Origin of the sequence: Belliella alkalica (assembly GCF_022549785.1) — a bacterium.
Taxonomy (GTDB): Bacteria; Bacteroidota; Bacteroidia; order Cytophagales; family Cyclobacteriaceae; genus Belliella; species Belliella alkalica.
On sequence record NZ_JAKZGO010000030.1, the window covers coordinates 1 to 25,448 of the forward strand.

Genomic DNA, 25,448 nt, shown 5'->3' on the forward strand with positions numbered 1-25,448 from the left:
TAAGTCTCTCAGGGGATGTGCTTTTGGCTAGAAAATATTCTGAACGGGGTATCTGACTTTTAAAGACAAATCCGCCACTGAAATCATCGCAAGCATCCCAACCAGAATGGCGCCCGTGCTCTTCGATTACTCGAGGGCAACATTTCTAAAATCGGCCTTACTGAGAGACCAGTAATTTACAAAAAATCTTGCCATGATGCTCTCAAACGTTAGCTTACGAAATCAACTTTTTTAATGTAGGGGGAATGCCGCATAACGTCTCGCGCATAACGAAAGTGGCGAGCTAAAATGCGCAAGTTTTTCGGTTAAACTTTAAGTTTCTAAAAATACACAAAACTCTCGTTTCAAGCATAAATCTCGCCATTTTTGTTATGCGCTGTTATGTGCTGGCTTTTTTTCCGTTCATTATTATTTCAGCTGTCCCAGATATAAAATCAGTCAATTTATCAATCAAAGTTTTTAAAAAGTCAATTGATTCAATTTTTACTTGTGATTTTTTGATATCAAATAGTATTCCGTTTGAATTTTCAATAAATGTTAAAACATCATTATTCGGCGATTTTATTATTCCATTATTGTGAGCTATGGAATTTCTAATCAACTGATACTTTTTTATTTCAGCCCATAGTTCATTTAAATCATCCAAATTCACGTCTAATACATTTGTTACATACTTTCTACATTGTCCAATGTAACCTTGTCCGTTAATGTCTTTAGGTCCAATTTTTAAATTTTCAGCATTTTGGCACCATTCACAGAGCTTAAAAAATTCATTTTCAAAAGTTGAGTAAATTGTCAGATAAATTGATTGATTAAGAATGTTAGGAAATTCCGAACTATTTATAATCTCCATTTCGTAAATGTCAAATGCATCTGGCATCTCAGGATTATTAGAGTGTTTTTTATTCCAGGCTTGATACTTTTCGTTTAATTCTTTCTCTTGTTGAATAATCATTCCCGCAGAGTTATCCAAATAATCTTTTATTGGGTCAAATTTGAAATTCAATAAAATTCTTGTGTTATCAAGAAAGTCGTATTTATTCCTTAATTTTCTAGAAGACATATTTTGGTTTTCAGCTTGCACATAACTTCGATATGTTAACGTATTTGTAATGCAAAGCCTGCCAGAATGGAAGGCTTTGCATTACTTTTGTTATTTTTATTAAAACTAATGATTTTTTACAAATCATCAAACGGAGAGCGAATTTCTGAAATTTTCTTTTGGCTTACATGCGTATAAATTTCGGTAGTCTTACTGCTGCTATGCCCTAACAATTCTTGAATATACCTTAGGTCTGTACCGCTTTCTAATAAATGAGTTGCGTAACTATGCCTAAGCCAGTGCAATGTTACTGGTCTTTTGATACCCGCATTGGCAAGAGCCTTTTTTAGTACTTGTTGCAAACTACTCCCACTGTAAGGAGTACCTACTTTTTCTCCTTCAAAAAGAAAAGTACTTGGCCTATAAGCTTTGAAATATGATCTCATGAGCTCAATCAACTTAGTGGATAATGGAACTACCCTATCTTTTTTACCTTTACTTTGTTTTATTATCAAAAGGTTTCTTTTTGAATCTATATGGCTCAGCTGAATATTTAGCAACTCTGATCTTCTTAATCCACAGGCATAAATAAGGCTTAACATCGCTAAATGCTTCACATTCGATATGCTTTCCAAAATCTTTTTGACATCTTCTTTACTTAAAACATTAGGCAGTACTTTTTCCTTTGGAATCTCTACTTTCTTCAACTCACTATAATCTAACCACACCTTACCTTTGAAAAATGTGATTAGTTCCGTTAGTCTATCAACAGTATAACTTACCCACCAGACTTTTTTCTTGGTGTCCCAATTGCAACCCGGAAATTGCTTCACCAGCTCCTTTAACTCAAAATCATAGGGAAACTCAATCCTAATGATAGGGTTCTTTCCTAGACAGTCATTTTTCAAAAACAGCTTCTTCATAAAAAATCAACATTAAAAGTAAACAACTCCAATTTAAACAATTCTTTAAAAAGTAGTTTAAAAATCAAAAAAAATCCTTCCAGATATTTCAAATCTGAAAGGAACCTGTTTTCCATCGATGGAAAATTTCTCTAAATAATCATAAGCTTGTCTTATTGAAAATGATACAAAAATACCAATACGCCACTAAAGGCTGGCTTTTTCTGGTCTTTGATCTCTAGCTTTACATTGACTTCGGCTTTGATGGTGCCACGTAGGTTGACGACACTTTTGAGGTTGGCATTTAGCCTTACTTCATTATTGACCAATACTGGATGTGCAAATCTCAAACTTTCTATGCCATAGTTGACCATCATTTTCAGGTTTTCTACCTTCACTATCTGCCCCCAAAGATAAGGCACGATAGACAGGGTCAAATATCCATGTGCTATTGTATCTCCAAATGCCCCTTGGGACTTTGCTCGCTCTGGGTCAGTGTGAATCCACTGGTGGTCCAAAGTAGCAGTCGCAAACTGATTGATTTGCTCTTGGGTGATTGTGTGGTAGTCTGACAGTCCAAGTTCCAGACCTATATATTTTTCGAAATCTTCAAAACTTCCGATTCTAAGTTGACTCATAGTTTTTATGTGTTTTAAAAAAATTAAAGGTATTAAAAATCCCGTAAATTTCAGCGTAATTTGCCATACAATAGTGAGAAAACAAGGCTAAAATGACCCAATACAAATACATTCACGGATATCAGGAGATTGAGCAAGAAAGACTCAGGCATCAAGCAGGTGTAATCGAAAAGCCAATTTATGATTTTATAGATTTTTCAGAAAATCAGGAATTATTGGAAATTGGCTCTGGTGTAGGCGCTCAGACAGAGATTTTGCTTAGGAGATTTCCTCACTTGAAGATCACAGGTATAGAATATGAAGCTAAGCAAATCGAAAAAGCTGAGAAAAACCTACATTCCATGGGCTATACTTTCCCGCAAGTGCAGTTTGTACAGCAAGATGCCAGAAACTTGGATTTAGATTCAAAATTTGATTCAGCTTTCATCTGCTGGGTTTTGGAGCATATTTCAGATCCTATACAAGTATTGAAAAGTATGAAACCTCACCTCTTGCCAAATGCCAAAGTGGTGATTACGGAGGTTTTCAATGCTACATTCTACACCTACCCATCGATACCCGCCATCATGGATTATTGGAAGATATACAATGATTACCAAATTCAGATTGGAGGAGACCCCCAAGTGGGAGCAAAGCTCGGTGATCTGCTTGAAGCTTCCGGGTATGCGAATATCTCGTTGAGATCTGGAGGTTTTCATCTTGATAGCCGCAACTCAGAGGATAAGAAAATAGTCTTCAACTATTGGAAAAACCTGATGGCAAGTGGTGCTCCAATGCTTTTGGAGGAAGGCTTGATAAGTGAAGCAGAGATTCAAGCCATGCAAAAAGCCATGGATGAATTGACTGAAATGGAAGATGCTATTTTCTATTATAGATTTATTCAAGCCACCGCTACTGCGTAAACACCAATATGATATGAAGTTAGTTAAAAGGATTTTCAGAATACTAGCCAAAATTGTGATGTGGTTTTTCATCATCACGATAGGAATGACTATTGTCTATAAGTTTGTCCCCGTGCCAGTGACTCCCCTGATGCTAATCAGAGTTTGGGAGCAAAGTTTTGATGAAAAGAAAGAAGTCAGACTTTATAAAGATTGGGTATCTATCAAGGAAATCTCGAAAAACCTTCCCCAGGCAGTAGTAGCAGCTGAAGATCAAAAATTCCCTTCACACAATGGTTTTGACGTGGAAGCTATGAAGAAAGCATGGGAAGGAAATAAGCAGGGAAAAAGGATCAAAGGTGCCAGCACCATCTCCCAGCAAACTGCAAAAAATGTATTCCTGTGGCCAGGACGAACGATGGTAAGAAAAGGCCTTGAGGCTTATTTTACTGTATTGATTGAATTTGTTTGGGGAAAAGAGCGGATTATGGAAGTGTATCTCAATGTCATCGAAATGGGAGATGGAATCTATGGAGCAGAGGCAGCTTCTCAGACATTTTTCAAAAAATCGGCCTCATCCTTATCAAGAAATGAATCAGCACTGATAGCCGCCACACTACCCAATCCAAGACGCTGGTCTCCGGCAAAGCCTACCGCCTATATCTATGGTAGGCAAGTATGGATTCTGAGAAATATGAATAATTTGGAGCCTGTGGGATTTGGAAAGTAAGAAAAATAAAAAAGCCGCGAAACAGAATCTCACAGCTTTAGTCAATTAACAATAAACCCAAAATAACCAGCTGTAGGAAAAGGATTCGAACCTCTACGGGACAGTTAGGCAAAACACGAGCTCGATATTTGCTTTATCCTGGGACCCCACCCCCGAGACAGGAGGGCATGTCTGCCAATTTCATCATCCTACAGTATAATATTTTCAAATCAATTCAGAAATCTTTCATTTCTGCACTTTGGCTGTAGGAGAAGGATTCGAACCTCCACGGAGTAGTTAGGCAAAAATACGAGCTCGCTATTCGCTTTATCCTAGGTTCTCCACCCCCGAGACAGGAGGGCTTGTCTGCCAATTTCAACATCCTACAATTTGTTTTGTCAAATTTTCGACCTTTTGTCTTTGTTTGATATTTCAAAGTTAAGAAAACATTCTTTCTATTAAAATTTATTCAACAAATAAGCTTAAAATTTACAGAATAATTACTTTTATATATTTATTGTTGCCAAATCAATAATATTAACATTTTAATCACAGCTAATTTTAGAAATATGGAAATGAATTTTTCCTTATCGTCCAATAGGCAAAAACATGATTTGCAGAAAGTGGTAGTTCAATTGCCAAAAATTTCTTCTTCTTTTATGATCCTTCACAGAATAAAAGTATAATTGATTTTTAGAGCACTTGATTTATGTATATCCGCTTTCTTAACAGTAGCCAAACAAAATCATTTATTTTATATCAATAGATGTACTGATAACTATTGACTATTTCCCGCTTTTACAACCCTTCAAATTAATTTACTGCCCTAATTGCGGATAGTCAAAAATTGATTTACTGATCACTAATCGACTAATAACTTTTGGACATTCAAAAATGGAAGGGAAGCCTTACGAAAAAAATGAATCACTTTTTGTTGGCAAGCTGATTGAAGACTTCGAGATATAGGTCTGTGACGTGTTCCCAGTTATACTTTTGGGTAAGACCTGAACGGGCTGTGTCTCGGAGGGTTTTCATGGCATCAGGTGTACTCTCTGCTTTTGCCACAATCTCTACTACTGATTTTTCGTCCTTGTCAAAATACCACCCATGCTTTCCATTTTGAAGCATCTCTTGGTTGAAAGGTGTGTCCAAAGCGAGTATGGCACAACCATAAGCCATAGCTTTGAGCATAGCAGGGTTGGTACCGCCGTATTCATGCCCATGGAAGTAGCCATAGCAATTGTGATAAAGTGCCTTAAGTTCTTCTGAGTCTGTCACATAGCCAGTAAACAAGAGGCGATCGTCTTCTATGCTTTTTAAGTTATCCACATAGCTGTCTTTGTATGGAACATCTCCTACTATGACGAGCTTTCTTTGGGAGTTGGATTTTACGTATCCTTGAATGATCAAATCGGCATTGTTGTCAGGAACGAGCCTTCCTACGATAAGATAGTAGCTTTCTCTATCTAAGTCCCATTTTTTGATTTTGGATGCGTCAGAACTCAAAGCTGGATTTGCACCATATGCAATTACTTTGGAATTTGCATTGAAGAGCTCCAAATAGATTCTTTGCATTTCGTCAGAATCATTGATGACTTGATCGTAGAATTTGGTGGCCATTTTTGAAGCCCAAAAGAAGTATTTTGATCCCAAGCCTTTCCATTTTGGTCTAAGCCATTCCAAACCATCCACATTGATAGCCGTCGGCTTTCCAAAAAGCCTGGAAATTATTCCAAATGGTCCATTTCCGGAATTTACGACGAATATCACATCTGCATCTGAAAAGCAAGCATGAAGCATAGAAACAAAAGAGTGGGTCAATTGTGTCAAACTCTTTTTTTCAATCGCAGGTGTATAGACTAGTTTGATACCATTTACAAAAGGTGGCTTATCTTTGAAAAGTGCTCGGTGGCAATAAACAGTAACTTCTACGCCACGTTTTTGTAACCTTTCACCAAGCTCTTTGATCATGGTATCATATCCACCATAGACATAGGGATACCCTTTTGCACCAAGAATGGATACTTTGAGCTTTGGAATGGGAGTAGAATTTGACATTCTTTTTATTGAAAAGTCCTAATTGCTAAAATGATTGATGATTCTTTCTTGACCTAATTTTCCCATCTTTTTTGACATATTTGGGTTTTCCATAAGCAAACTGATTTTTTGGATTGCAGACTCAATGTCATTGTTTTCGATCAAAAAACCGGTTTCTTCATGCAAAATAACTTTTTGAAATAGGCTTGTTTTGATACTTACCACAGGAAGACCGGTTGCCATTGCTTTCAATATTACTGTAGGAAATTCGTCTCCTTTTTCCTTTAGATAAACAAAGATATCAGTAGCTTTTAGAATATCAGGTATTCCTTTGATGTTCTTTATGATGTCTAATTTTCCTTCAAGGTTCTTATTTTCAATCAATCCACTGAATTCTCTTTGAAATTCAAAGTCAATCTCCTCGTGTGCTATCAAAAAGTGTGCGTTATGATATTTTTTCACAAGATTACTTGCCATTCTTAAAAACAAACAATGACCCTGATCCTTTTTCAGAGGCGAAATCATTGTGATGACAACTTTATCTGGCGGAAGTTGCAAATAATATCTTGCGTCAAGCTCTGGCTCAATAAATGGCTTAAAATCAATTCCTTTTATTCTTGGTTCGGTTTTGTTAGTTTGTTGGGAGTTGTTCATGCTGGGTTGATCATATATTTTGCAAATATAAAGCTTCCATGAGTATTTGTTTCAAACCTTATATGAGTATAATAAGGGAAAAGTTTGGGAAAATCTGTCATCTAAATACCAATTCATTGATTTCTTTGGAAAATTTATCTAGATATGTATCTATAGAAAAATGCTTTGAAACCCTTTCTCTCCCGCTTTTTCCCATTGCTTTTCTTTTCTCAGGACTTTCTATCAAAATTCTCATAATTGAAACCACTTTTTCTGTATCATCCCAAGGAACCAAAAATCCAGTCTCCCCATCCAACACCATTTCCCTAGCCCCGCCATGATTGGTAGCTACAACTGGCTTGGCGGCAGCCATTGCCTCCAATACAGTTGTTGGTAGTGGATCTGGAAGAATCGATGGAAGCATAAAGATGTCCAAGGTGTTTAAGATATCTGCCACGTCAGTTCTGTATCCCAAGTAAGTAATGTGATCCTCCATACCTGAGTTTTTAATATGGATCAGGAGTTCATCGATAAAGTATTCAGTTCCAGGAAAAGCATCTCCTACTATCAAAAAATGTAAGTTGTCATAATCATGACATAGACTTTTTGCAATATCTATAAAGTAGTTTTGGCCTTTCCAATGATTCACTCTGGCTATCATTCCTATTAGGATCTTTTTTTCAGCCATTTTTGGAAGGTCTTTTATAATGTTGGTTTTTAAATCAAAATATGGAGATTGATCTATCCCATTGTAAACCAACTTGATCTTATTCACATCAATCACACCGCTCCAATTTTCCTTGACAGCTTGCGATACAGCCAATACTTTGGATGATGTGTTGTTGATAATATTGCCTAGAAGCTTCCTCAACCAAGTGGGTGACTTTATGATTTCATGGAGATGCGCTACGTGAGGAATTTTCATTTTCTTGGCCACCCAGCCACCTACCAATACAGCTGAGGTATTGGAGTAGATCAGATCAATCTTTTTTTCAATAACCAAATTTGACAAAAATGCCTTCGCCCTTCGGATAGTGACTAGTCGATTGAATATACCTTTTGCGTTAAAATATTTTCTCCTGAGTATACCTAGTTTATAGATATGAACATCTACATGAAGTTTGTTCAATTCACTCACAAGTGGCCCATTTTCAGACAACACCACTGTTACGTTAGCCCCTTTAGATTGAAGAGATTGGATGGAAAGCAAAAACATCTTACTCGCACCATAGAGATCTGACGATCCGTGGAGCATGAGTATCTCGTAGTCTTTTTTGGCTGGCTTCATGTATCAATATTCCCTCTTTAAAATATAAAAGCTACCCAAAATACCTCCATGATTTGTTTGCACTTCTTTTATTGTGGTCGAGTATTTGGCAAAAACGGTTTTTAGCAAGTCTGTTTTATATAGATTCATCTGCATCACGGGTTCTACGATGATTTCCCGATGTTTGGCAAAGGAATATAGAAAATTGTACAAAGGTACTTTTGTCCTTAAATAAAAGTTGAGATAGGGAATAGTAGGAAGTTCATGTCCATGTGTAATTTGAATTTGTGCAATCCCTCCGATTTTGACTTTATCAAGTAGCTGTGTCAGCAAAGCCAAACCTCTGTTTATTTCAATATGCTGCAATACAATGTAAGAATTGACCAGATCAAACGAAGGAAGCTTCGGTAGATTTTCACCATCATAGAGGACAAAATCTATATTGTCCCTTCCAAAGCTATAGGCATGTGCCCTTGCTTTGTCGAGAATCTCTGGTGAAATATCCAAGCCTACTACCTTCGCACTGGTATATTTCGAAAAAGGTATTGCCAACCTGCCCACACCACATCCAAAATCCAATATAGAAGCATGATCTAAAGAAAACTTTGTAAGCTGATTGATTCTGTGTAAAGACTCATTCACATAAGCTTCCCCTGTGGCAAAAAACTCCTGCAAACCATCTTCTGTAAGGTTTTCTTTCTTGTACTTTTCATCTGAAAGTACGCCAAAATAAGGATCGTTTTTCCCAAATTTCTTCCAGTTTTTTAAAGAATCACGCTTCATTTCTATAATCTTGATTTAATGATTTTTGCAGGATTTCCACCTACAATGCTAAATGGAGGCACGTCTTTGGTGACCACAGAACCAGCTGCCACGATCGAGCCTTTTCCCACTGTCACACCGGCCAATATGATCGAATTGGCTGCTATCCAACAGTCATCCTCTATTTTGACAAAAGAGCGTGTTACCCCTTGATCTATCATTGGTAAGGCCACATCACCGAAATTATGGTTTTCGGAGTAGATACTCACTCGAGGAGACATCATCACATTGTCCCCTATTTCTATGTATCCAGAGCAACCGATATAGCTGTAGGGACCAATACTGCTATTGTTCCCAACTTTCAGACCTACACCTGCTTCGCCTCCATAGAGATTTGTTGGCCGAATGATCGCATAGCTTCCTACCGTGACTTTGTCTCCAAAAATCAAGCCTTTTTGTGATAAGCCATTGATTTCACAGTGATCTTGTGCAATAAAGTTTCTGCCCACATCAATATATCCAGGTTGTCTCAAGGTGACTCCTTTCCCTACCAGAAAAAGTCCTTTTACTGATCTCAGTCTCCACCTGATAAACATTCCTCTAAGCAACCAGATATTCATTCTAATCAGAACTCCCAATGTGGATAAACTATCCCAATCCTCTCCAAATCGATCACTAAGATCAACTCCAGTGATTTTTGTAATGCTTGTCCCTAGGAAATTACCCATTTAAAATATCTTTAAAAGTATCTTCCAAAGATAAGAAAAACTTCTCCGTTGTAAATTCCTTTACACGAATTATCCCTTTTTCCCTTAGCCTTAATCTAAGGCTTTCGTCTTCCAAGATCTGTATCATAGATTGCACCAAGTTTTCAGAAGTATTTTCATTCAAAACCAATGCTGCATCTCCTGCCACTTCTTTGAGAGCGCCTTGATTTGAAATGATCACAGGCAAGCCAAAAGAAAATGCCTCCAAAACTGGTAATCCAAAACCTTCATTGGAAGATGGGAATATGTATGCTGTTGCATTTTGAAAGAAATGGCTCAATTCTTCATTGCTGATATATCCTGGGAAAATTACATTCGTTTCCAGTTTTTGGTCTTTCACCAACTTGGCAAGATGATCATAATCGTCCAATGCTTCCCTTGGACCTCGCTGCCCTACCAAGTATAATTTCAGATCTTTGTACTTGGGAATGTGGATAAGTTCTGAAAATGCAGTAATCAACATGCCTAGATTCTTTCTTTTTTCCATCACACCTACATGAAGAAAGTACCTTTCAGCTATGCAATTCGATGTTTTAGGAAAGTTATCCACAAAGTTGGTCAGTCCAGAAGAAGGGTGAACGACGTCTATTCGCAAATCTTTGAATTCATTCATTTGCTTCAATCTTCCTTTAGAATAATCGGTAATCGTAATTACCGATGCATTCTTTTGAAGTCCCTTTTTTAAGAAAAAAAGAAAATATTTTAACCAATGTGCTTGATAATGCTCAGGGTTGTCCCAAAAGAAGGTGTCGTGTATCACAGATACTTTTTTTCCTTTTCCCCATATCGGACTAAGGATGTCCGGGCTGAAAACAACGTCTGCTTTGTACCAATAGGAAAGTATTGGAACTACGATTTGCTTGCGCAAAAAATAAAGCAGTTGAAAAAGTAGATTTTTCCACTTTGCTGTTTTCCCTTTAAAAAAACTACTCTGACTTACTTTCTGAAAATCAGGACTGATGATGTACTCAAATTCAGAATTTTTTCTGTTGGATACCTCCTCACAAATAGATAGCATGTAGGTTTTGATACCTGTTTGGGCTACATACAAGTAAAATACATCGATCAAGACTTTTTTTCTATGCTTCATGATGCTTTGTTATAGGGTAGTTGTTCATAGCATAGCCAACCATCCACCATGAGATCCAACTAACATACAGGTACATTTCTGCATTGGCAGTGAACAATGGCAAAATCAAGGCGGTTTTCGCTGCGGCACCAGTAAATGCTATCCTTGCAGTCATCAGATTTTCTGTAGTTCTAAATACTTTGATGCTATGAACGATAGAATAGGCCAGTAACAAGATATATGTAATCATTCCTATCCAGCCTAATTGTACGCCATAGATCAAAAACTGGTTTTCCCCGCCTATCCTCAATTCCTCTGTAACACTCCCGGCATTGCCACTCATAGCAAGCCCCACTCCAAAAGGGCTTTCCAGCATTCCTTCCAAAGCGATAAGCCACTCTACCAAATGTCCAACACTTGAAAGGTTTTGGAAGGTAAGGGTATCTATTACGAAATAATAGAAATCTTCTGATGCAAAAAAGACTACAAAAACCACAAATGCCAATACCAGAGAAACACCAATCATGATCAAGGTATATAGCCTAAATGTCACTGCTACAAAAAACAACATCACAAAAAAAGCTGCAAAAGATGCTCTTGATGAAGCCAACATCAAGCTTACAAATGCAAAGACCATGATTAAGATATAGAAATTGGCATGTTCCCTTTTGCTTGTAAGATAAAAAATCAGCCCAACGGCAAAACCCATCAAAACAGAACTGGAAAGCTCCAAAGGGTCTGAATAGATGGAGGCAAGTCGTTTGGTTATGGCTTGGGTTTCGAATGTCCAAGAAAGCCCAAAATTCCCACTTGGCTCTACATTGTTCAGAGCGAGGTTAAAACCAGCGTATCCTGTGATATTCTGAAAATGTATGTCAAATATCACTTCAAATACATTGACACCAAAACCTACAATCACAATCCCAAAAATAATTTTGAAGAACAACCCAGCTTCTCGATCGTCAAACTTGGTATTACGGCCTAGAAAATATACAAGTGCCGGTATCAACATCCCTTTGAAATAGAATACTTTTGCCGAAAATGTAGCCTCACCGATTGGTGCAAATAGAAAGAAAACTGCGAGTAAGGTTAATGTCAAAAATAACTTATCCACAATCGTAAACCTAAAGGGATATTTGAATATGTTATTCTGAAACAACACAAAAAGATAAACAGCGAAGATGACAATCAGATCTTTGAAGATTTGGAAGGACTTGACTAGAATTACAGATTCTGTGGAGGCGTATGTGACACTCAAAAACACCGTATAAATAGGGAAGTATAGCAATAAAAAATAAATGATGTACTCCCATTTTCCGATCAACACAGCCTTCTTTACTGTCCAAAAAATTGTCAGTGAAAGAATTATAGAAAGGATTATAAAAATGACAAGGTGCATTCAGAGAGATTTATTTGATCAAATTTAGGAAAGTAAAGTTTATATTTCCACTCAATAAAAAAACTCCTGAGAGGTGTATGGTTATTTTACACAAACTATCCATTGATTGATTTTAAAGAAATTCTGCACGACTCGGGAGACTTTCTTTTTGATGGGCATTTTGTATTTTATCAAGTTACTATACTTTTCTCCCAATGTGTGTGAATAATGTAGCTTGATTGTCAACCCCTGCTGCTTGATCAAATCTGCCAATAGTCCTTTGGGGAAAATATAGGTGTGTTCCAAACCATCTATTATTCTAGGGACTTTTAGCTGTAAATGATTGAGCCACTTATAGCTTTTATACAATAGACTTGACATGTCTGGTGTGCCTATCGCTAGCGTGCCACCTGGCTTTAGGATTCTTTTCATTTCTGCAAAATACGCCACCGGATCTAGGACATGCTCTATGACATGGCTCATGTGGATAAAGTCAAAGTAATTGTCAGGAAAATTGGCCGTAGCCAAATCACCCTTATGTACGTTGACAGGAAAATGACTTTTCACAAAATCAATCGCTCCTTGGTCATACTCTGTAGCATAAAGCTCAAAACCTAACCGACTGGCATAAGCTAGACCCATTCCAAGGCCACAACCTACATCCAAAAATTTACCTGTGTCATTGTAAATACTGAAATACGGTGCTGCCTTTTTTATTTCGGATTCCGTCAGATTCCCAATTTTTAGGATTTCATCTTTGATGATGTTTTTGTAGTCGGTACTTTGATAAATATCTTTTTCGTAATAATCGTTGTAGTATTTATTTAAGTCATCAGCATCAGCCATCGGATTGGCGAATATCAATCCACAAGATTTGCATCTAGCACGTGATATATGAGGGCCAAATCGATGTAGATCTATAGCATCACCGACTATATTTGTGGAGGTACAGACAGGACAATGTTTGTGAATAATCATTAAATTAGATTTTCCTTTATAAATAGTCTTTACTTCTATCAGTATATATTAGGTAAGCGATATAGACTAAACAAAAATTTACTTTGTGATATAATGATCTTTGTACAGTTGGCTGTCTGATCTTTTCTTAATCAATTCTTCGATCTCAGGATTGTTTTTTTGATCTTCTGTAGGTGCATAAAGTGCCCTTTGCCTGTCTATGTAAGACGCTGGCGGTTCGCAAAGATAATAGATTGCGAGTGATTTCCTGATCTTCTGTCCATCAGAGGTCACTTGCCTACTGAGCCCATGCCATGATTGTAAGCTTGTATCAAAAATTACTGCTCTATTGAACTTGATTTCCACTTCTTTGACAAGTTGTTCTGGTCTGTTGCTCTCCTCATTATTACTCCAGAGACCAAAATGACCACCATATTCTGGCTGCCAGTCTTCTGATAAGTAAATGATCAAGTTGATCCTCCTTTGCAATCCTAGTTTGGGATGGATATTGTAATCCAAGTGGGGGTTGAGCTTTCCTCCATCAGGATGCATATGCCAGCCTCCTCCATGGAGACCAAAGTCTGGGTATAGTTTGATACCCAAAATCTCTCCAAGCTGATTGACAAAATCATTGGAACAAAGAAATTCAAAAAAACTATAAGTATTTTGCGGAAATTTGTTCCAGTCATTCAATGCCGATTTCTTTTCCAATGGATTGGAATAATTGAACAGACTAGTATCATTGATATCGGGAAATTCATTTGACAACTTTTGGGCAAGATCCCTATCCAAAAAATTATCTATCACCATATGCGGAAAAGGTTTGGCAACTTTGTACCCTTCTATTTCCTTTCTAATAATGTCGGTATTAATCATGGTATGTTTTAAATAATCCATCAATAAAGCCTGTCCAGACCATTTTTAACTTTACAGGCCTCCAAAGAACTATAAAATATAAGGAATAAGCAAACAACTTTATAACTTGTGTAAGCACTGCCAGCGGTTTGAATATTGCTGGAGTGTGGTGATTGATAAAGATCATCTGATTTCTTTGGGTCAAATAGTGAACCCTTGGATTGAGATATCCTTCCTTGCCTTTGGTCTTTGACTTTGACGAACTTCCCACCGAATGATAGATCACTGAGGCTGGTTCTAGCCAGAGTTTGTATCCGAGATTCCGGATTCTGAGAGACAAATCTACATCTTCAAATGATCCAAAGAAGTAAAATTCCTTTAGCAATCCTGATTTTTTGATAACATCTGATTTGATCATAAATGCACATCCTGTAATCCAATCTACCTCTGAACCTTGGATGGTCTCTGGATTTTTGGAGTTTTCGTGATTGGTAAGCGAAATCCCCAAGGGACGCAGAAGTTTTCCCCCAGCATTCCAAACGGTCTGTCGATTTGGTGTATTGTAAAATATCAATGGTTGTGCTGCCCCATATTCAGGCTTATCGTCTATGGCTTCGATCAATTTGGAAATAAAATCCGGTTCTACCTCCGTATCATTATTCAGTTCCATCACATAATCAAAACCCTCGCCCAAGGCGTACTTGAAACCAAGGTTGTTGCCCCCGCTAAAGCCTCTATTTATATCAGAGAATATAAAATGAGCAAATTCACCAAATTCACTTTTCAATTTGCTCCCCGATCCATCATGTGAGTCATTGTCAACGATGATGGTTTTGAAATTTGGATAATCACATTTTTTTAAAGAATGAAGACATTTTTGGGAATCATCATAATTGTTCCAATTGATAATAATGATGGCCACTGATGGCTGGGCGATCTTTGTCATTTTTATAAATGATAAAATTTGTGGATTTAAATATTATTTGAGCTTTGTGAATCAAAAACAAACCTGATCCGCCTTATTGTTCTTGGTTTAGGTATTTGGCTTTCTGGATAGATGATTTTTTTGCTTTTTTATCAACACAATAGTGCGGACTTTTCATTTTTAAGAATTTCTTAATTTTGTGAAGAAAGCATTCCAAAATAAGAATACTCAAATTGAAGACTAAAGATCTCCTGTTTTGGAGGTGTTGATTTTTTGACACAGAATCTTCACAAACTATGTTATGTTAAGAATCTTTTCTCCCTAGGCTCAACTTCAATAAACTTTTAAGGTCATTTATATTGTGTTTGAAATTTATAATCAATGATACAACAAAAACAAAAACCTCAGTGGAGATCAGTGCAAATGATAATCCAACTCCTCCATAGTACATAGTCAAAAAAAACGATGATACTACCATAAACAAACATGCTAACCATGATGATCTGAACATTAGATTCTTTTGGTCCTTGACCAAAAACAAGAGGACATTAAGATTATTAAGACATGCCAACATAGGAACAAAAGCCAAAATCCTCAGAAAGTCAACAGCTTCGGGTAGCTCTTTTTTGGAAAGGAGCTTGATGATGATTGGTGCCATAAGAAATGTACCAAATGATACTATAGCTCCGATTACTAAAGCCCATTTGGCGGTCTTTAGGGCATAGGAGTAAAATTTTGGTCTATCTTGATTGTATAGCTTCGAAGCGTTTGGGTAGATTGCCTGAATGACCAAAGCAGGAAACATTCTCAAAACCATTCCGATTTTCTCAGCCAAACTGAACATACCCAATATTGTAGAACTAGCAAAGAATGAAAGTACTATCAAGCCTCCATTGACAGAAATATGAGATGCCAATAGCGATAGAAAAAATAATATGTTTGATTTTAAGGAGGCAAATATTTTATTGAATTTTGGCTTATAGAAGGTAATTCCCAATTCGTAATGAATATAAAAGAGTAGCAAAACATTGATGGAAAAAGCGCTTCCTGCCAAAAGAAAATTGACCCACTTTGCCTGGTCGGGCTTGTGGATAAACAGAACGATACCTAAAAGGAAGAGTAATTTGCTAAATACATTTCCAATAGATATCAATTTCATTTTTTCCATTCCCTGAAAAAACCATAATGGTAGTGTAGCTTCAGAAAACAGCATAAAAAGAGAGAAAATAAGGATCGTTTGGTATCCTTCAAACATTCCTAGACCAAAGATTCCTACCAAAATCAGAATGGAGGTGAAAAATGCGAGTATAATTTTTCCGGAGAAAATATTCGAGACCAAATGGGAAAGCTCGTCTTTGTTGCTTTGGTTGATCGCCACATCACGAGGAGCACTGAGATTGAACCCAAAGCTGACAAAGATGTTTGCCATTATGACCACGGACAGGGCGAGGTTTACCAAGCCAAATTGGTCTACACCAATTCCCTGAATGAGTAGTGGCATAGAAATCAATGAAATCAAAACATTGGATGCCTGAATGATCGCCAAAAAAATAAAGTTTTGGATAGACTTATTTCTGATAAGGTTGGCAATCGGGAATGATGAAATCTTATCTAACATAAAAAAGTCTTAGGGTCAATTATTTTTCTTTCACATAGACATTATATTGCTTCTTTACAAAAAGCAAAACTATCATTACCAATAATGCAATTACACCTCCAAAAACCATTCCTTTTTTTAACTTCAGATGAATTTTTTCCAATGGAAACCTAGGAGAATCTATGATCTGAATCAAGGGTGAATTATTCCTATGATTCACCTTGGCTATTTCAAGATTTTTGACAATTTCAGAGTATACCGCTGTAGAAGCTGAAATATCAATTTGCCTTTTTCTAGCATCAACTGTCCCTGATTGCATCAAAGGGTTTGGGTTTGGAATCCTGTCTGCAGTGTTGGCAAAATCCACCAAACTTTGATCCAATATTTTTCTTACGCTATCTGACTGTGATTGAAGTATTTGAAGATTTTCTGCAGTTTTTTTTGTCTTAGTTTCAAAGTAAAACCCATTTACTTTCTCCACAAGGGTCTCGTTGAATACTTTGGAAAACGCTTCGTCTTTTGACTGAATATTTACTTTAATTATTGTCAGCTTTCTGTCTGGCTTGACTACAGAAAGGTGGTTTTTTCTGATCAATTTTGAAATTTCCTTGACTACCGAATCTTGCGTAACACTGAAATCTTCACGGTCGAGAGAAAAATCCAATGAAGCCAAATCAACTTTGCTTTTCCACTTTTTGTCAAGTTTCATGAAGGAAATATATCGATCTATCAGCAAAGACTCTTCATTAAAAGGACTTAGAAGTGTCTTGTTTATCATGTTATCAGATCTATAAAGTTCCATAATATTATCACCCTGAAACAATCCACTCGAGCTTCCTAGAGAACCCAAATTAACACCTACTAGAGATGCTAGCCCAGACATGCCTCCCATTCCACCCATATCTGATTCCTCTAATACAAATGAAGTCTCAGCCAAATAGAGAGGCTTTTTCAATATAGATATTGAGGCACCAAGTACTACACCAATTATGATAGCAACTATAAATATCTTCCATTTGCTCAATAGATAACCGAGCCAGAAGTTAAATCTTAAAATAACTTCTTTTAAGGTAATTTTATCGTCCAAAATATGCTTTTCCGACATTTTGCTTAATTGTTTATTTGCGTGACGATCAAAACCAAAGTTGCCAATCCAGTGGTCAATCCTACAATTTCCCCTGGTCTCATTGGCATTCTTGGACCTTTTGTAGGAACAAATATTTCCGCGCCAGGCTCTATTCGAGGATAAGCTCTGATTCCAAGAAAGCTTTTGGTTCTTGCCACCTCGCCATTTGCATAGACTACATAGGTACGCTTTCTATTTGCTCTGTTGTCAAACCCACCAGCTCTATTGATATAATATTTCAATCCACCAAGATTATCATATCGAACTGTAGTCGGATAGACCACATCTCCTCTCATTCTCACAGTCTGAAGCTGCCTTGGAATGGAAATGATATCACCTTCTTCCAATATCAAATCAAATTCCGAACCTGGATTGTTGAGTATTTTCTCCAAATCTATCGCAACTGCTTCCATTTCCTTGATCTTGATTGGAGCAATATCTGCCTTTGATTCGACTATTCCTGATATGGTTTCTTTTTTCACCTCTGAGGCTGCAGTACTTTCGCCAGCGCTTTTTGTTGCTTCTTCCTTATTCCCCAAGGTTTTGAAAAGTCTCTCAAGCAGGAGCTCTTGGGCTTCTGTGTTGTTAGGGTCATATTGCAGTTTTTCTTGAAGATCAATCAAGTTTTTCTGCCTTCTAAGTTGCTCAGATTCGGTATCATAATATTCCGTTCTTCTGATCAAGGTAGCTCCTTTAGCATATGCAAAAGCTGTCAACCCTCCAGCCCTTTTGATCACATCAGACACTCTCTCTTTGGCTGATTGTACCGCAAATGCACCTGGAGAATTTACCTGGCCTTCTATAAACACCATTTTTTCAAGTGTGAAATTTGGCTTTCTTCTGATGATTACATTATCAAATGGCTCAAGAATCTCCGTAGATCCTTTTTGACTAAAGTCAACATCCACACTTACTGGAACAAGTACAGAAAAAGTTCCTGCTTCAGGCTCGGAGATCCTTCTGGAAATTTCAATTTCTTTTGTGTTAGCTGCTTCCCGCAGTCCTCCTGCCATGATGATCAAGTCTTCTACAGTCATTTGCTTGGAAAATGGATATGTTCCAGGCTTACTCACTTCACCAGTAATTTGCACGTAGATTTCTTCTTTGAGATCATAGATGCTAGATATTCTGACCACATCTTCTCTTTGAAGCGTAATGTCTTGAGAAGACCCTTCCAGTATCTCCCGAAGATTGACAGATATAATCTCAGTACTCAAGTCTGCACTAGTTCTCAGAATACTTGCCCTTTCCAAATATGCTTCGCCCCTTACTCCATCGGCATTTTCAATCAATTTTTTTAATGTCAAACCATCTGTCAAAGCATAATTCCCCTCTCTAAATACTGCTCCTTTTATCTGAACACGGTTGCTATATCTATTCAATACTTTTCCGACCTGATAGACATCTCCGCCTTTTACTGTAAATATGGAGAACTGATCTTTGAAAATATCGGATACGGCTCTTTCTTTGCCGCTTACCCTAGTGACATTGACTCTGTCTTGAAATGCCTCATCGGTAAAACCTCCAGCATACTTCAAAAGCTGATCAAAACTCTCACCTGTTTTGACTTCATAAATTTTTGGCCTCTTGACCTCACCATCTACAGTCACCCTTCCTTCAAATGGCTCCACTAAAATCACATCTTGATCTTGAAGTTGTTGATTAAGATTGGCATTGCCATTGATCAAAAAATCATAAATATCAATTGTTGCCAGTAACTTTCCATTTCTGATCAACTTGATATTTCGCATTGTTCCGTTTTCATTAGGACCTCCTGCTGCATATAGGGCATTGAATACAGAACTGAACGCACTCAATGTAAACGTCCCTGGAAGCCTTAGCTCTCCGACAAGATTTACTTTGATAGTCCTGACATTTCCCAAAGTAACTTGTAAAAAAGTATTTGGATTGGCTCCACTTAGTCCTTGATAATAATTTGAAAGCCTATTTTTGAGGATTCCTGTTGCTTCTTCTATTGATTTTCCAGAAAGTGAAATCGGTCCGACATTATCAATGATCGCAAAGCCATCTGGATTGATGGTAGCTTCATAATATTTTTCTGATTGCCCATATATGTCTACATAGATCATATCACCAGAGCCTAGGATATAACTTTTTGGCGTTGCCAAATTTAGATTTGGTTCAAAAGTCAAACGTCTATTTTTGTTGTAAAAAAGATCTGCTCCAAAATAGGGAGATGGTTCTGACTTTAAAGATTGATCTTGCTGAAACTTAAATATTCCTTGAGTAATTTCGTTGATGTCTCCTTGTTTTCTAGGATCTCTTTTTGAAGCTCCTGAAGAGCCTGACCTTCCTGAAGAACTATTTAAGTCCAGTTTTTCTATTCTTTCTTGGAGCTTTTCTACTTGCAAGGCAGGCAATCCTCTCAGGCTTGCCATTTGGATCAATTCATTTTCAGTAAGCCCTACCTCGCTTGCCCTATTGAGTAATTCTTTTATCTGTTCATCAGAAAGCTCATCTACATTAATACTTGCTATATCAGAAAGTGATTGTGCTTGTGAATGAAAGGGATTACATAAAAAAAGGACTGCTATTAGTACAAACGTAGCGGAGATTTTTCTATAAACAGTGTATAAAGAAGAATGCATAATGAAAATTGTGATATTTAGATCATTCGATTTCCTTGAAAAGATGTAAATCATCTAGCAGAAAAGAAAAACTTCTCCTTTCAGCATTAAATTTTGGAAAACTTGCGTAAAGATAACTATTCCGTACTGTAAAGAAATAGCTAAATCTTTAAATTAGACCATTTTTTGCTTATTCCGTACAGTTTTTGCAGATTTCGATTTGCTTTCTGTCATGAAGAAGTGAAGACCTAAAATGTAGATATTTAGCGTTTTGCCAAATTTCTTTTAACGACTGATTGGTGAGTTGGCCCATGACATGCTCTCCGTCTTTATCAAAGCAACAAGGCACTACCCTTCCATCCCAGGTGACAACTGATCCTTGCCACATTCTCCAACATTTGTTTTCTATTTCCTTTTTAAGCTTCCATTTGCCATTTTTCCCAAGGATATATCTTGAATATTTTGAGTCTTTGGGGATCAAATCTGAGCCATTTTCAAAACCATAGATTTGAGCAGACTTCAGCTGTAATTCATCTACCTTCATACTTTTGGCCCATGACTTTAGCTCCTCAAGTTGATGTTCGTTTTTACCTGTTACCAAAAACTGAAGGATAATTCTGGGAAATAGTGATTTTCTTTCCGCTCTTTTGTGGATAAGTAGCTTAAGTCCTTCTTTGACTTTGGATAAATTTCCGCCTACACGATAATCCTGATAGATCTCTTGGGTGATTCCATCCATAGAGACTATCAACTGCTTGAGTCCTGAATCCAATGTTTTTTCCACATTCTCCTTTGTAAGGTAGTGGGCATTGGTTGAAGTAGCGGTGAAGACTCTCCTTTGGTTTGCGTAGCTCACAAAATCCAAAAATTTTGGGTGGAGGTAGGGCTCCCCTTGGAAGTATAGATGTAAATAAGTAAGATATAGCCCATTTTCATCTATGATTTTTTTGAAAAGGTCTTCTTTAATCATCCCTGTAGGCCTGGTAAAACTCCTCAACCCACTGGGACATTCTGGACACCGTAGATTGCAGCTAGTGGTAGGTTCGATAGATAGAGTGGTTGGTTTTCCCCAGATCTTTGGGTTTTTTGTAATTCTGCTGACTTGAAAAGAAGCCAAAAGGAGTAAATAATTTGAGACCTTTTTCCAGCTAAGAAGTTTGGTATGGGAAATTGCGGTGATTAGTTTGTTCACAGAAAATCAGTCGATAATTCGGGTCTAAGTTAGTGGATTTGGAAAGAATTCTTGTATAAAGAATTCGAAATAGCGTGTAGACTGAATCTAATGGTTCATGGCCGATGGATATTCTTATAGGAGAATCCGATTATTTTGTGATGAAATCTAAAAATAGATTAGAGGGCAACATGGAATTTCTGCGATGGAACAAAACACATTTTTGCCAAAAGGTTACTCTTTATTAAAAAGTTAAGATTGATCTGTGGATACACAGAACAAGGCGTTAAGTTACATTTATATTCAATAAATCAAAAAAGCGAAAGAATTTCATCCTTCGCTTTTTTTGGTTCATTACATTTTCAATCAATACTATGCTTTCACTGAGCTTTGCTCTCCTGCCAATTCTATTAGGAAGCTGTCTATTGTACCGCGCTTCACATGCGGCATAACGACAATTTTGTACCACTCAGCCTCAAATTCATAAGAGTTTGCTACCAAATAGTACTTATCAGCAAGTTCTGCTGACATATATTTAGCCTTGATTGCAATGATGTTATTGAATGGGTTTCTGAAGTATTCCACGCCCATCTTTTCGAGTTTCTTGCAAATTCGCTCAGTTTTGTCACAGAGGGTTTCCATTTTGTATTTCCAGCCTTCCGAACCATGAATTTTCAAGATCATCCACATGGAGATTGCATTGGCTCCTGATCGGCTTCCGCTGATAGTATAGTCTTTGCCTGGGATGTATTGGGCTTCGTCTGTTTTTACATATTCTATGAATCCCTTCCTGATCAAAAACAATCCTGTCCCATAAGGAGTCTGTAGCATCTTGTGGCCATCTGCAGTTATTGAATTCATATATGGATTTTGGAAGGTATATCGACTCGTGGTATTGGTGAATGGATAAATAAATCCACCATAGGCTGCATCCACATGAATTTTGAAATTTACATTTTGATTGCTGAAGAAATCACCCAACATGTCAATATCATCTACTGAACCAAACATTGTTGTGGATAAGTTAGCAATGACTATAAAATACTTGATTCCATTTGCTCTCGCTTCTTTGATCTTTTCACTAAGTGAGGACTTTAGGATCTCACGAGTTTCAGGATCTACATTCAGGATGATGTTTTGAAGATTGAGGATATTAGCACCTTTAGGCATGGAATAGTGTGAATCTTCAGAATACACAAGTCCAATCTCTCCAAGCCTTGCACCATATTCTTTCATGAAGTAGTTACGGTAGATCCACATTGCCTGAATATTTGCCTCTGTTCCCCCCGTTGCGACATACCCATCTTGGTCATTCGGCTTTCCATTGAAAACCTCCTCTGCAACAAGACGAATCAGTTCGCGCTCGATTTTTTGGGTTCCTTCAAATACCTCCAAGACAGATTTTTCACTTAAAGTGTGTACTCCGATGTGGTTAGGATTGCGCACCATGGCAGACATATATGGTGCATCTTGTAGAAATGGTGCATCAGGATAGAATTCTGTGGTATCAAGGTAAGTTCCGGGAATTCCCAGAATAGGCCTTTCACCTCGGTAGTCGAGATTTTCTCCCAATGCTTTGAATATGATTTCTTTTATTTGTTCGTGTGATAATTTTTTCCAGTACATGTTTTTGTTTAAAATGGTATGAAGTTAATTCCAAATCTTCCAAGCAGCTTCTGCTTGAAGATGAAGCATTTCCAAACCATTTTTCACTACTGCACCGCGCGCTTCCATTGAGCGCATCAAAAAAGTCTTTTCAGGATTATACACCAGATCATACACTTTATGCTGCTTTGAGATCAAATTTGCATTGATAGCAGGCATTACTTCTGTATTTGGGAAGGTTCCTAATGGGGTTGTATTGACGATTAGATGATGATTTTTGAGGATTTCTTCTTGGTTTTCTAAGTCTTCATAAGTGATCCAGTCTTCATTGATACTGCTTGACCTTGAGACTATCAAGTAAGAAATTTCAAGGTCTTTCAATGCTTGAATTACAGCCTTTGAAGCTCCACCAGTGCCAAGAACCAATGCTTTTGGTCTTTCGTCTCCCAGCCAATTGGCCAAAGATTCTTTGAAACCAATATAATCTGTATTGTATCCTTTTAATTTTCCATTATTCACTTTGATACAATTGACCGCTCCAATAGCTTCGCAAGCAGGGTCAAGTTCATCTAGAAACTGGATTACTTTTTCTTTGTGGGGGATCGTTACACTTAGACCTTCCAGCTCTTGATTGTTTTGAATGATCTCCTCTATCAAATTCACCTTTTCTATTTCGTAAAGGTCAAATTCACAATCAGAAAGACCTTCTTTGGAAAACTTCTCTGTAAAGTATTTCTTTGAAAAAGAATGGGTAAGGGGATAACCAATTAAGCCGAATTTTCTCATTGTTTTTTGATGTATTGTGCAAATCTTTCTATCCCTATTACCAATAGAATCCCAAAAGAGAATGCTAAAATTGCCGGCAAAAACAAGGATTCTTCTCCTGTTGCAGCAAGGTAATTTTGAGGAAGGATATTTTCTGTCAATAGTGGCTTTTGTATTCCAGAAGAGGAAAGCCTATAACTTAGGACGATTTTCCAAGGCCAAAGTTTATTGATCGAACCCAACATAAAACCTGACAACAATCCAATGGTAGCTGCATGGTGATTTTTGAGAAGCCATGATATCAATCTACTAAATACCAAAAGACCCGTAACACAACCTGCACCGAAAATCGCAATTACCGTGAAGTTTCTCTCAGAAACTGCTGCCAGGATTTTTTCATATTGACCCAACATCAGCAAAAGAAAACTCCCCGATACACCTGGTAAGATCATCGCACAAATGGCAATTGCTCCCGAAACAAATGTAAACCAATGGCCTTCCGGTGAACTTACTGGTGGAATACTTGTAAACAAGTATGCTCCAACAATTCCAATAATGATAGCAGCTACCACACCAACGCTCCACTTTTTGATATCTCTTAGGATAATAACTGCAGAAATTATGATCAAACCACAGAAAAAAGACCACACTGGGATCGGATGGAATTCTATGAGATACGTAATGATTTTTGATAAGGCAAAAACACTCGTAAAAATGCCAAACAAAAGTGTTGCAAGAAAATTTCCATTGATATGATTCCATAACGCCTTGATCTCAAACTTAAATAGAAGTTTGAGTGCGGTTTGGTCTATTGAATTGATGCTATCGAGCAGCTTTTCGTAAATCCCTGTAATAAGTGCAATGGATCCACCGGAGACTCCTGGTACGATGTCAGCAGCCCCCATAGACATCCCTTTCAAATAAGTAAGGATGGTATCTTTGAATTGATTCATGGATGAAAACGAATTGGACTGCCTATTTTAGATAAGGCAGTCCAAGAATTTTATAATTTTATATCGCCTAAGAAGTGGTCGAAAGTATCTCCTCTAAGACCGAGTCTGATAGTTTCCAATGGAATCAATTCATTTGGAGCAATATTTCCCAAATTCACATTGGCACCGAGTAGTTTTACAAACCATACTTGTTGCTCTTTTTGTGGAGCTTCCCAGATGATTTTTTCTTCTGGAATTTTGGTAAGAATCTCTTCGACAAGCCCTTGCCTTACTTCACCTGAGTCTCTAAAAAGACCCACATTTCCTCCTTCTCTGGCTTCTCCGATTACTTTCCAAGAACCTGCTTGAAGTTCTTTTTCCATTTGCTCAATCCATTTGTAAGGTGGGATGATCTTAGCTGCGTCTTTTGACCCTACTTCTGACAAAACTGTTACATCTTTAGAAAGTGTTTCTATAAATTCACATTTTTTATCATGCTGAAGGCTGATAGAACCATCGGAAACCTCAGCGAAACTAAGGTTATATTTTTCCAAAACTCTTCTATAATCTTCAAATTGATCTCGGATCACAAAAGCTTCAAACAAAGTCCCACCAAAATAAACAGGAATGCCAGCATCTTGGTAGATACTTATTTTTTCAGAAAGTCTTTTTGTCAAGTATGAAGTGGCCCAGCCAAATTTCACGATATCAACATATTCTCCGTGAGCATCTACAAAATCTTCAACTTCTCTAATGCTAAGGCCTTTGTCCATGACCATGGTAAATCCTGAAGTACGAGGTTTTTGACTGCGTACAGGGATATTATTCAGAACGTAGTTCAT

At 37.3% G+C, this 25,448-nt stretch carries 23 protein-coding genes; 2 read left to right on the forward strand and 21 right to left on the reverse strand.

Annotated features, from left to right (window positions below):
- Positions 1 to 379: 379 nt before the first annotated feature.
- The 3 genes from MM213_RS19815 to MM213_RS19825 all read right to left on the reverse strand — a co-directional run bounded on the left by MM213_RS19815 (position 380) and on the right by MM213_RS19825 (position 2,582).
- Complete coding sequence (locus MM213_RS19815) at positions 380 to 1,063, reverse strand: hypothetical protein (RefSeq protein ID WP_241414625.1); 684 nt, start codon at positions 1,061 to 1,063, stop codon at positions 380 to 382.
- Between the two features lie 116 nt (positions 1,064 to 1,179).
- Positions 1,180 to 1,965, reverse strand: a complete 786-nt coding sequence (locus MM213_RS19820) for a tyrosine-type recombinase/integrase (RefSeq protein WP_241414626.1) — start codon at positions 1,963 to 1,965, stop codon at positions 1,180 to 1,182.
- A 152-nt stretch (positions 1,966 to 2,117) separates the two neighbouring features.
- Positions 2,118 to 2,582, reverse strand: a complete 465-nt coding sequence (locus tag MM213_RS19825; protein WP_241414627.1) for a MaoC family dehydratase — start codon at positions 2,580 to 2,582, stop codon at positions 2,118 to 2,120.
- A 92-nt stretch (positions 2,583 to 2,674) separates the two neighbouring features.
- Between MM213_RS19825 and MM213_RS19830 the strand changes: the two genes are divergently transcribed.
- Both MM213_RS19830 and mtgA read left to right on the forward strand, forming a co-directional pair.
- Positions 2,675 to 3,484, forward strand: a complete 810-nt coding sequence (locus MM213_RS19830) for a class I SAM-dependent methyltransferase (RefSeq protein ID WP_241414628.1) — start codon at positions 2,675 to 2,677, stop codon at positions 3,482 to 3,484.
- Between the two features lie 13 nt (positions 3,485 to 3,497).
- Entirely contained in the window at positions 3,498 to 4,193 is a 696-nt protein-coding gene (mtgA, locus tag MM213_RS19835) for a monofunctional biosynthetic peptidoglycan transglycosylase (protein WP_241414629.1), read from the forward strand.
- A 903-nt stretch (positions 4,194 to 5,096) separates the two neighbouring features.
- On the opposite strand, the gene MM213_RS19840 is transcribed toward mtgA, so the two are convergent.
- The 18 genes from MM213_RS19840 to MM213_RS19925 form a co-directional block, all read right to left on the reverse strand.
- Entirely contained in the window at positions 5,097 to 6,230 is a 1,134-nt protein-coding gene (locus MM213_RS19840) for a glycosyltransferase (RefSeq protein ID WP_241414630.1), read from the reverse strand.
- 18 nt (positions 6,231 to 6,248) lie between these two features.
- Positions 6,249 to 6,863: a glycosyltransferase gene (locus MM213_RS19845; RefSeq protein WP_241414631.1), complete on the reverse strand. Its 615-nt coding sequence runs from the start codon at positions 6,861 to 6,863 to the stop codon at positions 6,249 to 6,251.
- A gap of 97 nt (positions 6,864 to 6,960) precedes the next feature.
- A complete protein-coding gene (locus MM213_RS19850; RefSeq protein ID WP_241414632.1) occupies positions 6,961 to 8,130 on the reverse strand; it encodes a glycosyltransferase family 4 protein in 1,170 nt (389 codons plus the stop codon).
- A gap of 3 nt (positions 8,131 to 8,133) precedes the next feature.
- Positions 8,134 to 8,892, reverse strand: coding sequence for a class I SAM-dependent methyltransferase (locus MM213_RS19855; RefSeq protein ID WP_241414633.1), 759 nt, complete (start codon positions 8,890 to 8,892; stop codon positions 8,134 to 8,136).
- Positions 8,893 to 8,894: 2 nt separating this feature from the next.
- Positions 8,895 to 9,599, reverse strand: coding sequence for an acyltransferase (locus MM213_RS19860; protein ID WP_241414634.1), 705 nt, complete (start codon positions 9,597 to 9,599; stop codon positions 8,895 to 8,897).
- Positions 9,592 to 10,728, reverse strand: coding sequence for a glycosyltransferase family 4 protein (locus MM213_RS19865; RefSeq protein WP_241414635.1), 1,137 nt, complete (start codon positions 10,726 to 10,728; stop codon positions 9,592 to 9,594). The genes MM213_RS19860 and MM213_RS19865 overlap by 8 nt, the downstream gene beginning before the upstream one ends.
- Positions 10,718 to 12,106 (reverse strand): O-antigen ligase family protein, encoded by a 1,389-nt coding sequence (locus MM213_RS19870; RefSeq protein ID WP_241414636.1) that lies wholly within the window; start codon positions 12,104 to 12,106, stop codon positions 10,718 to 10,720. Before MM213_RS19870 ends, MM213_RS19865 begins: the two co-directional genes overlap by 11 nt.
- A gap of 81 nt (positions 12,107 to 12,187) precedes the next feature.
- The gene (locus MM213_RS19875; protein WP_241414637.1) at positions 12,188 to 13,063 is read right to left on the reverse strand and encodes a class I SAM-dependent methyltransferase; all 876 of its coding nucleotides are present in this window, start codon (positions 13,061 to 13,063) and stop codon (positions 12,188 to 12,190) included.
- A 78-nt stretch (positions 13,064 to 13,141) separates the two neighbouring features.
- Complete coding sequence (locus MM213_RS19880) at positions 13,142 to 13,918, reverse strand: 2OG-Fe(II) oxygenase (RefSeq protein ID WP_241414638.1); 777 nt, start codon at positions 13,916 to 13,918, stop codon at positions 13,142 to 13,144.
- A complete protein-coding gene (locus MM213_RS19885) occupies positions 13,911 to 14,843 on the reverse strand; it encodes a glycosyltransferase family 2 protein (protein WP_241414639.1) in 933 nt (310 codons plus the stop codon). Before MM213_RS19885 ends, MM213_RS19880 begins: the two co-directional genes overlap by 8 nt.
- A gap of 283 nt (positions 14,844 to 15,126) precedes the next feature.
- The gene (locus tag MM213_RS19890) at positions 15,127 to 16,440 is read right to left on the reverse strand and encodes an oligosaccharide flippase family protein (RefSeq protein WP_241414640.1); all 1,314 of its coding nucleotides are present in this window, start codon (positions 16,438 to 16,440) and stop codon (positions 15,127 to 15,129) included.
- A 19-nt stretch (positions 16,441 to 16,459) separates the two neighbouring features.
- Positions 16,460 to 17,524, reverse strand: coding sequence for a GumC domain-containing protein (locus MM213_RS19895; RefSeq protein ID WP_241414641.1), 1,065 nt, complete (start codon positions 17,522 to 17,524; stop codon positions 16,460 to 16,462).
- A 5-nt stretch (positions 17,525 to 17,529) separates the two neighbouring features.
- Positions 17,530 to 20,154 carry an SLBB domain-containing protein gene (locus MM213_RS19900; RefSeq protein ID WP_241414642.1) on the reverse strand — a complete coding sequence of 875 codons (2,625 nt, stop codon included), beginning with the start codon at positions 20,152 to 20,154 and terminating at the stop codon, positions 17,530 to 17,532.
- Between the two features lie 169 nt (positions 20,155 to 20,323).
- Positions 20,324 to 21,325: a radical SAM/SPASM domain-containing protein gene (locus MM213_RS19905; protein ID WP_241414643.1), complete on the reverse strand. Its 1,002-nt coding sequence runs from the start codon at positions 21,323 to 21,325 to the stop codon at positions 20,324 to 20,326.
- 351 nt (positions 21,326 to 21,676) lie between these two features.
- Positions 21,677 to 22,930: a pyridoxal-dependent decarboxylase gene (locus MM213_RS19910; protein ID WP_241414644.1), complete on the reverse strand. Its 1,254-nt coding sequence runs from the start codon at positions 22,928 to 22,930 to the stop codon at positions 21,677 to 21,679.
- A 24-nt stretch (positions 22,931 to 22,954) separates the two neighbouring features.
- Positions 22,955 to 23,695, reverse strand: a complete 741-nt coding sequence (locus tag MM213_RS19915; protein ID WP_241414645.1) for a shikimate dehydrogenase family protein — start codon at positions 23,693 to 23,695, stop codon at positions 22,955 to 22,957.
- On the reverse strand, positions 23,692 to 24,627 hold the full coding sequence (locus MM213_RS19920; protein ID WP_241414646.1) for a DUF368 domain-containing protein: 936 nt from the start codon (positions 24,625 to 24,627) through the stop codon (positions 23,692 to 23,694). Before MM213_RS19920 ends, MM213_RS19915 begins: the two co-directional genes overlap by 4 nt.
- 50 nt (positions 24,628 to 24,677) lie before the next feature.
- Positions 24,678 to 25,448 (reverse strand): phosphosulfolactate synthase, encoded by a 771-nt coding sequence (locus MM213_RS19925; RefSeq protein ID WP_241414647.1) that lies wholly within the window; start codon positions 25,446 to 25,448, stop codon positions 24,678 to 24,680.

Bases quoted from the DNA above. Each gene is read 5' to 3' on its own strand.
- MM213_RS19815 (WP_241414625.1), bottom strand. From the start codon at position 1,063: ATGTCTTCTAGAAAATTAAGGAATAAATACGACTTTCTTGATAACACA.
- MM213_RS19820 (WP_241414626.1), bottom strand. From the start codon at position 1,965: ATGAAGAAGCTGTTTTTGAAAAATGACTGTCTAGGAAAGAACCCTATC.
- MM213_RS19825 (WP_241414627.1), bottom strand. From the start codon at position 2,582: ATGAGTCAACTTAGAATCGGAAGTTTTGAAGATTTCGAAAAATATATA.
- MM213_RS19830 (WP_241414628.1), top strand. From the start codon at position 2,675: ATGACCCAATACAAATACATTCACGGATATCAGGAGATTGAGCAAGAA.
- mtgA (WP_241414629.1), top strand. From the start codon at position 3,498: ATGAAGTTAGTTAAAAGGATTTTCAGAATACTAGCCAAAATTGTGATG.
- MM213_RS19840 (WP_241414630.1), bottom strand. From the start codon at position 6,230: ATGTCAAATTCTACTCCCATTCCAAAGCTCAAAGTATCCATTCTTGGT.
- MM213_RS19845 (WP_241414631.1), bottom strand. From the start codon at position 6,863: ATGAACAACTCCCAACAAACTAACAAAACCGAACCAAGAATAAAAGGA.
- MM213_RS19850 (WP_241414632.1), bottom strand. From the start codon at position 8,130: ATGAAGCCAGCCAAAAAAGACTACGAGATACTCATGCTCCACGGATCG.
- MM213_RS19855 (WP_241414633.1), bottom strand. From the start codon at position 8,892: ATGAAGCGTGATTCTTTAAAAAACTGGAAGAAATTTGGGAAAAACGAT.
- MM213_RS19860 (WP_241414634.1), bottom strand. From the start codon at position 9,599: ATGGGTAATTTCCTAGGGACAAGCATTACAAAAATCACTGGAGTTGAT.
- MM213_RS19865 (WP_241414635.1), bottom strand. From the start codon at position 10,728: ATGAAGCATAGAAAAAAAGTCTTGATCGATGTATTTTACTTGTATGTA.
- MM213_RS19870 (WP_241414636.1), bottom strand. From the start codon at position 12,106: ATGCACCTTGTCATTTTTATAATCCTTTCTATAATTCTTTCACTGACA.
- MM213_RS19875 (WP_241414637.1), bottom strand. From the start codon at position 13,063: ATGATTATTCACAAACATTGTCCTGTCTGTACCTCCACAAATATAGTC.
- MM213_RS19880 (WP_241414638.1), bottom strand. From the start codon at position 13,918: ATGATTAATACCGACATTATTAGAAAGGAAATAGAAGGGTACAAAGTT.
- MM213_RS19885 (WP_241414639.1), bottom strand. From the start codon at position 14,843: ATGACAAAGATCGCCCAGCCATCAGTGGCCATCATTATTATCAATTGG.
- MM213_RS19890 (WP_241414640.1), bottom strand. From the start codon at position 16,440: ATGTTAGATAAGATTTCATCATTCCCGATTGCCAACCTTATCAGAAAT.
- MM213_RS19895 (WP_241414641.1), bottom strand. From the start codon at position 17,524: ATGTCGGAAAAGCATATTTTGGACGATAAAATTACCTTAAAAGAAGTT.
- MM213_RS19900 (WP_241414642.1), bottom strand. From the start codon at position 20,154: ATGCATTCTTCTTTATACACTGTTTATAGAAAAATCTCCGCTACGTTT.
- MM213_RS19910 (WP_241414644.1), bottom strand. From the start codon at position 22,930: ATGTACTGGAAAAAATTATCACACGAACAAATAAAAGAAATCATATTC.
- MM213_RS19915 (WP_241414645.1), bottom strand. From the start codon at position 23,695: ATGAGAAAATTCGGCTTAATTGGTTATCCCCTTACCCATTCTTTTTCA.
- MM213_RS19920 (WP_241414646.1), bottom strand. From the start codon at position 24,627: ATGAATCAATTCAAAGATACCATCCTTACTTATTTGAAAGGGATGTCT.
- MM213_RS19925 (WP_241414647.1), bottom strand. From the start codon at position 25,448: ATGAACTACGTTCTGAATAATATCCCTGTACGCAGTCAAAAACCTCGT.